The organism is Flavobacterium azizsancarii, from assembly GCF_027980145.1.
In the GTDB taxonomy this organism is placed as follows: Bacteria; Bacteroidota; Bacteroidia; order Flavobacteriales; family Flavobacteriaceae; genus Flavobacterium; species Flavobacterium azizsancarii.
The window spans coordinates 53,769-66,474 of record NZ_JAMZNK010000032.1; the positions used below are offsets into that span (position 1 = coordinate 53,769).

General features: G+C 35.3%; 7 protein-coding genes. 5 read left to right on the forward strand and 2 right to left on the reverse strand.

Annotated features, from left to right (window positions below; translation table 11 throughout):
* Positions 1 to 3 precede the first annotated feature (3 nt).
* Together NJT12_RS17060 and NJT12_RS17065 are read right to left on the reverse strand one after the other, a co-directional pair.
* On the reverse strand, positions 4 to 1,977 hold the full coding sequence (locus NJT12_RS17060) for a sialate O-acetylesterase (protein WP_271337139.1): 1,974 nt from the start codon (positions 1,975 to 1,977) through the stop codon (positions 4 to 6).
* Positions 1,978 to 1,986: 9 nt separating this feature from the next.
* Complete coding sequence (locus NJT12_RS17065) at positions 1,987 to 4,035, reverse strand: alpha-galactosidase (protein WP_271337140.1); 2,049 nt, start codon at positions 4,033 to 4,035, stop codon at positions 1,987 to 1,989.
* Between the two features lie 498 nt (positions 4,036 to 4,533).
* Here NJT12_RS17065 and NJT12_RS17070 point away from each other — a divergent pair, with 498 nt between their 5' ends.
* From NJT12_RS17070 to NJT12_RS17090, 5 genes are all read left to right on the forward strand, one after another.
* Positions 4,534 to 5,133, forward strand: coding sequence for an RNA polymerase sigma-70 factor (locus tag NJT12_RS17070; RefSeq protein WP_271337141.1), 600 nt, complete (start codon positions 4,534 to 4,536; stop codon positions 5,131 to 5,133).
* A gap of 67 nt (positions 5,134 to 5,200) precedes the next feature.
* Complete coding sequence (locus NJT12_RS17075; RefSeq protein ID WP_271337142.1) at positions 5,201 to 6,304, forward strand: FecR family protein; 1,104 nt, start codon at positions 5,201 to 5,203, stop codon at positions 6,302 to 6,304.
* A gap of 10 nt (positions 6,305 to 6,314) precedes the next feature.
* A complete protein-coding gene (locus NJT12_RS17080; RefSeq protein WP_271337143.1) occupies positions 6,315 to 9,674 on the forward strand; it encodes a SusC/RagA family TonB-linked outer membrane protein in 3,360 nt (1,119 codons plus the stop codon).
* A gap of 4 nt (positions 9,675 to 9,678) precedes the next feature.
* A complete protein-coding gene (locus tag NJT12_RS17085) occupies positions 9,679 to 11,136 on the forward strand; it encodes a RagB/SusD family nutrient uptake outer membrane protein (RefSeq protein WP_271337144.1) in 1,458 nt (485 codons plus the stop codon).
* The gene (locus NJT12_RS17090) at positions 11,123 to 12,589 is read left to right on the forward strand and encodes a hypothetical protein (RefSeq protein ID WP_271337145.1); all 1,467 of its coding nucleotides are present in this window, start codon (positions 11,123 to 11,125) and stop codon (positions 12,587 to 12,589) included. The genes NJT12_RS17085 and NJT12_RS17090 overlap by 14 nt, the downstream gene beginning before the upstream one ends.
* Positions 12,590 to 12,706: the final 117 nt, after the last annotated feature.

The window sequence follows — 12,706 nt, forward strand, 5'->3', positions numbered from 1 at the left end:
TTTCTATTTCTTTTCTTGTGTAATTCCTGCCCAAATATCTGTTCTAAACGATGATGCCGGTAATCCTGATGCATTCGTTAAATTCCCAATAGGATTATCAGCCCAATTGTAGCGAACAGACACCGGATTTGGTACTTCCTGAGAATATACCTCAACTTTTCCCTTGACTACTTTAGCATCTGCCCAATAAAATTTCTGGTCTGATCCTGCTATACTAAATCCTTTAAGTGCATCGTCTCGCGCTTTTATATTTTTATTAAAGTCAAAATCTATTGTAGCTGTATTTCCTTTTATGCTATAGGATTTATACAATGGTCCGGAATAATCAATTTTGGTATTGTATACTTTTGCCAAAGCTATACTGGCCAAACGACCTCCAACATCTTGTTTGTTTTTTGGATGAATATCTTCTCCGTTCCCAATATCAGTTGTAACCGCCATTCCGGTGTTTGGCAACTTTAAAGCCTTAAACTGTGCTTCTCTCAACTCTGCCCAATCTGACTCTCCCGGTTCTTGTTTTTGTTGTTTGTAATTGGCTAACTGAACAAAGAAAAAAGGCAAATTTTTATCTTTAAATTTATCCCTCCAATCGTTTATCAACAACTGAAATAACTTTTGATATTGGTATGCTCTTTCTGCATTGCTTTCTCCCTGATACCAGATTACTCCTTTTATTTTATAATCTGTCAAAGGTGCGATCATTGCGTTGTATATGGCGCTTGGTCTGTTTTGGCCTTGAGCCAAATACGGTTTAGCAGGCAAATTTTTACTATCTGCACCAATATTATATTTCCAGTCTCCGGCTAACGAAATGGTTTCTTTTTCTGATTTTGCAGCAAAGTTTTCGTCTCCGTAAATTCCACCATTTCCTGATCCGTCAAAAACCCTGATGGTTATGGTGTTTTCGCCTTTTCTTAGAAATTGAGAGGGGATTGTGTAATGACGTTTTACATTATATCCCTTGGTTTCACCAATATAATTTCCGTTTACCCAAATCATATCATCATCATCTGCATAATAACTGATGATCAGGTCTTTTTTTATACTATTTTCTGAAAGTGTTACCTTTTTTCTAAACCAAACAATACCATCAAAATTGCCTAATCCGTTGCTGTCAAAAAATGAAGGCAATGTCATTGTTTTCCAGGATGAATCATCAAAATTGGGTGTTGCCCAAATTATTTTTCCAGTCTCAAATCCTTGATCTGAACCTCTTAATTTCATTTCCCAATCCTCCATATCAGCATTATACTTTTTTAATAATGCTGCTGCATCAACCTCCGATTTCATTGCCTGAATTTCGGTATCAAAATCATGAATAGTGGTTAACGCTCCGGAACTTGTCCATGCTTCAATTAGTGTTCCTCCCCAGGAAGAATGAATTAACCCTATTGGGATATTTTTTTCTTTGTAAATCTTTCTGGCAAAAAAATAAGCCGTTGCGCTAAAATCAGCTACGGTTTCAGGGCTGCAAACATTCCATCCGCCGTGTTGTACTTTTAGTGTATTTAATGGTAGCGTACTTTCTATATGTTCGGCCTGTAATAATCGTATTTGAGGATAATTGGCATTGGATATTTCTTCTTTATAATGATCAATTTTTCCCCAGCCTTTTAATGGCATTTCCATATTACTCTGTCCGGAACACAACCAAACTTCGCCAATCAAAACATTCTTTAGCGTTTTAATCGTTCCGTCATTTATGGTAATCGTATAAGGTCCTCCATAAATTGGGGTTTTCAAAACTACATTCCATTTGCCGTTCACTACTTTGCCTGTATATGATTTTTTATCCCAGGAAGTTTTAATGTTTACTGATTTTGCGTCGCTTTCTCCCCAAAACGGAACTGCACTTTTTTGTTGCAGCACCATATTATCGGTAAAGAATGACGGCAATATTACCGCAGCATTGGCTGTATTGAATGCACTAAAGAGTACCCATACAAGTATCGCTTTTCTTAAGAGGTATTTATTCATGCCGGTAATTTATTTTACAATTTTAAATAAACGAGCATCTTTAGCCCCAAGACTTAGATTTATAGTGTTGTTTTTTACTTCAATATTTTCTGCAGTAAAAACATCGTGTAATTTATAATTTCCGTTTTTTATGCCTAATCGTTCTAAAGGAAGCGCATATGTTTTACTCGTATTTCCGTAATTCAAAATACTGATGTACCAATCGTTACCTATTTTTTGTTCAAAAACTTCAGTAGTCAACTTTCCTGTGTTCCCTTCTACCGGACGGAACGCTACACCATTTTCTACAATCTTAAGTATTTCTTTATTCTGAAGCCATTCTTTTGCGCGTTTGCTCCAGATTCCGTCTTTGCTATAATCGTCACCCGTAATTAAAGTTCCTGTAATAACGGACGAAATTAATCTCGCACGGTTCTCTCCTTCTGTAACATCAGCAAAAACAACGTGATCTGCATCTATATAATCGTATGAATACGTTTGCCACCAACCGTAGTTTACACTATTTAAGGTATATTGTGTTTGCTCGATTGTTTTCCAGGCATCACATGCAATACGGCGAATGTGCGCATAACGAGATGTAGCCATGTTTGGAGAAATTGCTGCATAAATAAGCATTTGGCCATCCAGCGCATTTACTAAATGTTCCATACCTACTTTATAAGCCCGCATTCCTGTAGTTACATTTTTATCATAAAACGAAGTCGATTCGGCAGCTGCGTGACCTAAAAAGTCGATTTTAATCATCTTAAAACCACACTCTATCAGTTTATTAATCACATAATCAACACGTTTAAGCGTTCCCGGATGTGTAGGATCTATCGCTCTCGCGCCATCAAAATCAAAATAAGTGTTTCCGGTTTTTGTCCACAATTCTCCAAACGTATAATCACTTCCTTCGGCTTTGCGGTTTGGGCCATCTTTCCATCCCCAATCTGTAAATGGCGCCCAGTATGCTCCCGGCTCTAAACCTTTCTTTTTGCAATAATCTGCAAATTCTTTTAGTTTACTAAAATCACCGGTAAAACCACCTTTAACCATATTGTCCCAAAACGAATCAAGATCAATATAAGCGGTATTGCCAACACGAAATTCCGGAACTGAATTAGCAAAGAAATCAGCCACTTTAGTCGTGTTCTCAAAATTAATTTTCTCCATCAAAACTCCCCAACTGTTCCAGCCTACCGGAGTTGGTTTGTCCCATGCAAAAACAAAAGGCTTTTCTACAATGCGATTTGTTTTCGCATATTGTTCCATACCGTTTCTCCAATCTGAATAGTATCCTACGAAAAATTTTGGAGAAGCAACTTTATCCGCTTTTACAATCCCGTGGGCAATACTATCACGCGTGTTCTCTTTTTCTGAATATCCTGCCCAGGCAGAAAACAAAGGTTGTTTGTTTTGATTGATCGTTTTTACGGCACTTTTCCAGATTGTATGTTCAAGAGAACCTACGATAAAACCGTTACGGGAAGTATTATTAAATATGATTCCAACTTCGGCACTTGTATTATAAGAAATGGTATCTAACTTTTTAGAGTTATAACTAATGAAGGCATCATTATCATAAGGAACAAAAACCGTTTGCAGATTTTCTATTTTGTCAAAAGCAATTTTTCCTAAATCTAATGGAGCAATATAGTTGGTTGCGATTTGTTGCCCGTTACCCAAAATTTCTAATTGAGTAATAAAATAGTCCTGATCGTTATACGTATAAAAACTCTGAACTACCGTCGCTTTACTTTTATCTTTATAAGTAAGCGTATATTTTAGACCTTTTCCTAAATCATCATTAAGAGTTTCTTTTGCAAAAACAGCTTTCGGATAAGAACTTATTGAAATTGTTTTACCATTTACAACTACTGAAGCTTTTGCTCCGCTAAATATAGTTTTGCCGGATTGACTTACTGCAATTGTTTTTTGTTTTGCATCATAAGTAATAGTACCGTTTTTGCCAAAAGTCATTTTGATATCATTTTGTGCAAAAGCCGGATTGCAAAAAAATGCCGTTAATAAAACGGACAGAAACAGGCTCTTTAGTAGGAAAGGATATTGTCTCATTCAATAAATTTTTAAGTTATTATACTATTCTATACTACAATGATACAAATTAAAATTTAGTTACCAATATTTGAGTATGAAATTTTTTACCTGATACATTATATAAGTACCTATTAAAGTTGTTTCGCACAATTTTTGTTTTTTAATAAAAATGCTTCACTATATAAGTTCATATTAAAATTGGTTCGTATAATTAAAATGGTTCTAACGTATAAGTTCATATTAGACTTCCTTATATGATTTTTACAATTCAAAAAAACATCGAGATTCTATAACTTATATGGTTCAAAAAACACACAGCAATACTAAACTTAATTATAACGTATAAAATAAAGGCATTTTTTACACTTATTCTGAATAATATTTTTTAAAACGATCTTTATTTAAATTTTATTTAGAATTAATATAAATAAACTTTTATATTTGCCGATTTCCAGGCAAAAAAGGTCTTTTGGATAAATTACCTATATTGCTTTCTAAAAAAGTGATCCTTTTATAATGAACAATACTACCAGTTTCGAATTACATCTTTTTGAATCTTTCAAAGAAGGAGACGAAACTGCTTTCACTTATTTTTACGACAAATACTTTCGCCGAATTACAGCGTTCAGCGTTCAGTTTATTTATGATAAAGACGAAGCTGAGAATTTTGCGCAAGAGGCATTTGTTCATTTATGGCAAAACAGAGAAACTGTTGAATCTGTAAATGGTATTCAATCCTTCCTGTATACTTATGCCAAATCGAAATGTCTGAATATGATCCGGCACAATAAGGTGAAAGATAAATTTAAAAGTGAGATTTTAAATCAGAAAGAAAGGGAACTGGATATCGAAATCTTAAATTCGGTTCAGTTTGATACTTTAGAATTAACGGAATTAGAACGTTTAATTCAGGAATCGATTAGTGAACTTCCTCCCAAAACCCGCGAGGTTTTTATAAAAAAACGTTACGAAGATAAAAAAAATGCAGAAATCGCCGAAGAAATGCAAGTGACCTTAAAAGCTGTAGAAGCCCATATGACAAAGGCTTTGAAGATTTTAAAAACGAAATTATCGGATTATTTATTTCTTATTTTTATCCTTATTTGTAATAATTAAAAATAAAAGGTAGGGTATTTTAATTCTGAAGTGTACTTACTACAGCGAGAAGTTTAAAAACTCAAATATGACATCAGAAATCATTTATAAATACCTTTCTAATGAAGCTTCAGAACAAGAAGTTCAAATTCTTTTTGAATGGATTGAAGCCTCGGAAGAAAATAAAAAGCATTTTATAACTTTAAAGAAAACCTGGGCGTTAACGGCACTTTCTGAAAATCTTTCAAGCGATAGTGTTCCTGTAGTTTTAATTCGACCAAAAAATAAAATAATTCATTATCTGAAATATGCCGCGGTATTTATTGTCCTGATCGGATTAAGCAAATTAGCGTTCAATTTGAATGAAAAAACAAAATCAGCAAAAGAAATTGTTTTAGAATTAGCTGATGGACGTTCTGAATATATTACGAAAGACAACCATACAAAATTGGTAAACGCTAAAGGCGATCTAATTGCTAAGAAGTTTCCAAACCAAATCATTTACTTTGGAAAAGTTCAGGATCAGCAATTGGTTTACAATACATTGAAAGTTCCTTACGGAAAAAGATTCAAATTGACGCTTTCAGACGGAACGGTGGTGAGTTTAAATTCAGGAACAACATTAAGATATCCGGAGCAATTTGGCATCAACGGAAAAAGAAATGTGTATTTAACCGGTGAAGCTTTTTTTGAAGTGGCCAAAGACAAAGAACATCCTTTTATTGTCAGCGCCAATCAGGTTGATGTTGAAGTTCTGGGAACAAAATTTAACGTTAGTGCGTATCCTGAAAACCCAACGGTCAACAGTACTCTGGTCGAAGGAAGTATTCAGATGTATGAAGTCGAAAACAAACAAAATGTTATTTTGTTAAAGCCTAACCAAATGGCAACCTGGCAAAACAACTCTAAAAAAATTACAACAAAAGAAGTTGATCCTGCTTTCTATTCTGCCTGGACAAAAGGTGAACTTGCTTTTAAAGACACTCCATTTTCTACCATCGCTAAAATAATTCAGCGTACTTACGACGTCGAAATTATCAATAAAAATACTGTTTTGGCCAGACAGAATTTTACCGGTACTATTAAAATTAGCGAATCCAGTGTCGAAAACATTTTAGAACTTCTAAAACGTGACACGCCTTTTAATTATTCCATTAAAGGAAATACAATAACCATTACCAACCTTCCATAACTAAATAAACATGACTTTTACGATACCCGATTTAAGGAAAATTCTATTTTTCCTAGCCCTGCTTTTATCCAGTTTCAAAGGTTTTTCTCAGAATAAAAGCATCACTTTACAGCTCAAAAACAAACCTATTAGTTTGATTATTAAAGCTATTGAAGAACAAACTGATTTTAGGATTATTTACAACGCCAGAAAAATAGATGCTGATCAGTTAGCAGATATTAATGTTCAGAATGCCACTTTAGAAATGGCGCTGACACAATTGTTAGCCGGTAAAAACATTTCGTTTTATATCCAGAAAAAACAGGTTTTATTAACGAACGCTGCTCCTGCTCCAACATCTACTATATCTTCTGATGAAAAAGAGAGATTCATTAGCGGAACAGTTTATAGTGCAAAAGACAAACAACCGCTTCCCGGAGCAACCATTCGCATAAAAGATACAGGAATGGGCGCTATAACTGATTTTAACGGGAAATTTGTTTATGAGTTAAAAGGGAATGATATTGCTAATACGATTCTTGAAGTTGGATTTTTAGGAATGGAATCTCAATCGCAAAAAACAAATGACAAAAAACAGTTTGTTTTTTATCTTAAAGAAGCGACGGACGAATTAAATCCTGTCGTAATTACTTCGTCTTACGGTACTACAAAACTAAAAGAGGAAATCGTTGGGAGTATTTCTACCCTATATGCCAAAGATATAGCCGTTGAGCAAGCTTCAGAAAGTGTCGATAAAATGATTACTGGTCAAATCGCCGGTGTATTGGTCGAAAATACTTCTGGTGTTGGTGGTCCGGTAAAAATTAATATTCGCGGACAGGGAACTTTATCTTCTTTTACCGGTGCACGAACGGGAACTTCAAGTCAGCCACTGATCATTATTGATGGCGTAATCATGGGAGAAGAGTACGGAATAGACAGCGCATATTTTAGCGGAAACGGAGATTTTACAGAAAGTTTTGGTAATCCGCTGATGAAAATCGCTCCCGAAAATATTGAAAGCATTTCAGTTCTTAAAGATGCAGCGGCTGTAGGTATTTACGGTGCTGACGGTGCAAATGGTGTTATTTTGATCACGACCAAAAAAGGAAAAAAAGGAAAAACACAATTTGGTTTCTCCAATCAGCTTGGGGTTTCATCAGCCATCAATCAGATTAAATATCTTAACGGAGAGCAATACAATGAGCTTAGGAACGAATTTGTAAAAAATACTACTCCGGGAGCCGTCCTGACTCCCTATAATGGTGTCAATACAGATTGGTTTGGTCTATTGAATCAATCAGGAATTTTCAATAAATATAATTTTAATGTTTCCGGCTCAACATCAAAAATTTCATATCGCACCAATATTAGCTATACAAAAATTGATGAACCGCAAATGGGTAACAATACCAAACAATTGAACGCGGGGATCAATTTAGGTTACAGTTCCGGTAAACTAGATATCAGCTTAATGCTTAATCCAAGTTATACTCAGAAGACTGCACCCAATATCTTTTATTCTTTTGCTTACCTGCCTACTCTTTCTCCTTATAATGAGGATGGATCGTACTCATTATTAGGCGTTAGTGGCATGATGAGAGGAAATCCGTTGGCAGCGATAGAGCAAAACAAAAATGAAGCAAAAACGTATGGCATTTTAGGTAGTTTAAGTCTTTCTTATAAACTAAGTAATGCTATAAAATTCTCTACGCTGTTTGGTATGGACTATACTGATAAAGATCAGGATCGATATTTTTCGGCTGAAAATGAAAGCGGTCAGTTTCCCGGAACTTTTGTTTTAGACGATACCACTTATAAAAGATGGGGGCGCCGACTTTTAAACCAAAGAAACACGACTAAATGGAACTGGCAAGGACAAGCTTTATTTAACAAACAGCTTACTAAAAATCATGCTATTGATGGTGTTGTTGGTTTTGAACTTTCTGAGGATAAAACTGATTTTGATTATCAGTCCGGAACTGGTTTTGTAAATCCTAATGTTATCAATCCGATCTTTAATGCTATAAAAGATGATAATCCATTAACTCCTGATGTGGATGAATCTACAAGTAATCAGGTAATTGGAAAGGAAATTAGTTATAACTCGCGAGTATCTTTATTTTCTCAGCTAAATTATAATTATAAAAAACGATATTATGTATTAGCCAATTTCCGTCGCGATCAAAGTTCTGTGTTCGGAGATGATACTGATGTGGCTAATAATGGCGGCCTTGGAGCCAGTTGGATTATTAGTAATGAAAACTTCCTTAATAACAATTCGTGGATTAACTTTTTAAAAATAAAAACGAGTTACGGTACAACAGGAAACTCGAGAATTGGTTCTTACCGATCAAAGGGTTTATACAATTATCAACAAAATAATTATAATGGCGGAACTGGTGCTACTCCGGGCTCTGCTCCAAATGGAAGGTTAAGCTGGGAAAAAAACACGAAGTTTAATGCCGGAATCGATTTTAATATCTTCAATCGCGTCGAGTTTTCTGTAGAATATTATCGTGATGACAAAAGTGATTTAATTACAACCCGAAATATTCCTACTGAAACCGGTTATAGTTCTATGTTGTTGAATGCGGCAAGCATGTACAATCAGGGGTTTGAATTTCAGACTAGAATTAAATGGATTACCAACACAAATTTTAAATGGACTACTTCTTTTAATATTTCTACCGTAGATAGTAAAGTAACTGATTTAAAAGGTTTAGGAAGCGAATTCTCTACAGCGGAACTTGCTTTGGCACAAAAAATTGGTTACAGCACTACCTCAGTCTGGGGAATAAAATGGGTGGGTGTTGATCCCGCTACCGGCAGAGACCTGGTTACTAAAAACGGACAGGTATATGACCTAGCCACTTATAAAACGCTATTTACAATAGCAGACTGGGAACCTATTGGCGACACGCAGGCTAAAGCATATGGTGGTTTCAATAATAGTTTTACCTTTTTCAGCAATTTAATTTTATCACTAAGAGGAGATTTCCAATTGGGTGGCGATTTCTTTGCATCTGATGCTATAATTGACAAATACTCGAATACATCCAACAGAAATCTTTCTGTAAATGCTGCTAATCACTGGAGAAATCCAGGAGATATTGTACCGTATTCAGCGGTAACAATTGTACCGGTTACGGCAAATTTAAGCAAGTATGTTTATGACGCTACTTATGTACGATTAAGCAACATTAATCTTAGTTATAATGTGCCTGTAAAAAATATTTTCTTGGATACACTTTCTGTTTTTGCAGATGCTACAAATGTGTTGTACTGGTACAAAGACAAAAGTCCGAAAGGAATGAACGGAATACGGGAGTTTAGCTACACTTATCCACAGGCAAGAACAATTTCACTTGGTGTAAATGCAAAATTTTAAGACGATGAATTATTTAAAATATATCACAATAGCTTTCCTGATTTTTACATTGCAAAGCTGCAGTGATTTTCTGGAGCAGGAACCCGGAACACAAACTTCTATAGACGAACTTCTACAAAATAAGGAAGGTGTCTTAATAGCTTTAAAAGGTCTTTATCGCAATGTAGAAGGTACGGTAAGAGAAGAACGTTTTTCTGTTTATTCTGATTTACAAGGCGGAAATATCAAATTTACACCCACTTCTTCAGGAAACAGTTTAGGACAGATTACACCGGGAGTTAATCTTAGGGAAGCATATTCTTTTGAAGATATGGCCGAGACAAGCAATTTTGCATCATTTTACAGTGGTAATTACAGCATTATTAATCAGGCTAACTTGATTTTAGAATATACGCCAAAGCTTAAAGATGCTACTGAAACCGAAAAAAAGCAGATACAAGCAGAAGCCTTAACCATTAGAGCTTATGCCCATTTTGTTTTATCACAGATTTATTGCCAGGATTATGAATACACGCCTGATGCTTCGCATTTAGGAATTGTCTATAATACTGAATCGATAAAATCGGGACTTAAATATCCTAAAAGGGAAACTCTTGCAAATACTTATTCCTTAATCATTACTGATTTAAAAACAGCCATAGAGAATTATTCTGAAACTGCTGCCATGGCGGGCCCCATTTATTCTTATTTCAATAAAAATAATGCAAAAGCGTTGCTGGCAAGAGTATATCTGTACAAAAAAGATTGGGCTAATGCCTATGAAACTGCAAATGACGTAATTGCAAATTCCGGATTTAAATTAGTAAATGCTACTGATTTAGTTTCCCAATGGGCACAGCCAGATCTTCCTGTTTCTGAAGCTTTGCTAGAATTTTCAGTATCAAAGGATTCAGAAAGTATCGTATCAACATCAATGTCAAATTATTTTGGTGTTACTTCAAGCACTTATGCCCATTATGTAGCTTCAAACGACCTTGTTGATCTTTATGAAAGTAATGATATAAGGAAACAATTATTTATTACTGTACATCTTCAGACTTTAGTAAACGGAGTTTTAACGGCTGTTCCGTACAATTTTACGCGTAAATTTCAGGATAATGCCGGATATGTGGCTTTTAGACTAAGTGAATTGTATTTAATTCGTGCCGAAGCTGCTCTCGAAAACAATCAGCCAGCACTTGCAATGGCCGATGTTAATACCATTCGTGCACGCGCCAATGCCGCTTTATTAACGAATACTGCCAACCTGAAAGAGGATATCTTTTTAGAAAGAAGAAAAGAACTTTGTTTTGAAGGGCATTTATTCTTTGATCTTGTTCGCAACCATAAAGGAATTACAAGAAATGATGGCTGTATTTCGACAAATTGCGGTATGGCTTATCCGTCTCTGAAATTCGTATTACCAATACCACAATCCAATATTAATCTTAATTCAAACTTACAACAAAATGAATCTTATTAAGATATTCAGCATATTTGGCATAGCATTGCTATTGGCATCATGCTCAAAAGACGATTATAAATTAGGTTCAAAAATAGATCCTTATTTAAGATTTAACTTCATGGTAAACACTAATCATGTTCCATTAGAATATCCGACAGTAAGCGGAATTCTAATCCCTCAATCTACTTACAAAAATAGTTCGGTAAAAACTTTGAAAATTCCGGTTGCTTTAACAGCTAATCCTTTAAAAGGTGCTGTAACGGCTCACTTCAGTGCAGTATCATCAACTGGTGATAACGATAGTTTTACAGTAAATCCGGTCAATCAGTTAGTCTTTGAAGGAAGCAAAGTAACGGATACTATTTTTGTTTCTTTTGATAAAAGATGGACTGCCAATCAAAGTATTACTTTAAAATTAGAAACTGTATCTGATCCGGAGATCAATATTGGAAATCTAAATTCAACTTATCCTAATGATTCCTTTAAGATTGATCTGGGAACCATTACTGCCAATTATACTTTTCCGGTTACTCAATATGTGATAAAAGGCGAAGTTGGCGAAACAATTGATTTTAAAATTAATTTCCCAAACGGATTTTTTCCTTCTGAAATAGAAAAGGCTGCTATTTTTAAATTTCAAAATGGTTTTGAATATTCTTTAACACATGATGATTATGGCGACAACAGAAGTTCAATAACCTATCATCTGACTCTTTTAGAGGATCTTCAGAATGACGATGCCCGTTACGAATCCAAAATAAGCTTAGTAAATATTCCGAATTACAATGCAACCGGAAACCTTAACCTGACGATTGTAAAACCAACAAAATCACCCAGAGATTTACAGGCATATCCAGCTTCAAAATTTACAGATCCTACAAATGCATTTTATTTGACCTACGGGGAACACTGGTTTAACAATAATGGCACTTGCACATGGCAGACCTTTAATGCTTTAACCTTTCCTGTTGTGGTTACTAAGGATAATGAAAATGCCATACTTTATAGCGACAAAGGAACAGCAAACCCTAATGACGATGTATATCACGATGCCTTTAAAATTGGTTTTAACGTTTCTACGGGGGCAAATACAGTAAACTCTTTTGGTTTAAAAAGATGGTTTTCTAACGAAAGCAACGCTGCGGCCGTATCTCCGGGATTTAATATTACTTCTGCTTTAGAGTTTTTCCCGGAAAACGGAAACAGCAAAACACAGGGAACGGTTCTGGTAATTCCGCAAGATTTAACGATTGGGTCTAGTGCATCAAACACCCATATTATTTCTATTTCAGGAGAAGGAACGTACAAGGAAATCAGTACAGGTTTATATGAAATTTCATTTGAATTAAAACTCACAAACGACAAACTCTTTGGAGGAACCGTTTCGACACAATATCGAATGTATAATAACCGTGTTTATCCAAAACCAACGGCTTTAAGTATTCCTTGTCCGAAAGAAGTTACGCTTTAAGTTTTTAGTCGCAGTCGCAGTCGCAGTCGCAGTCGCAGTCGCAGTCGCAGTCGCAGTCGCAGTCGCAGTCGCAGTCGCAGTCGCAGTCGCAGTCGCAGTCGCAGTCGCAGTCGCAGT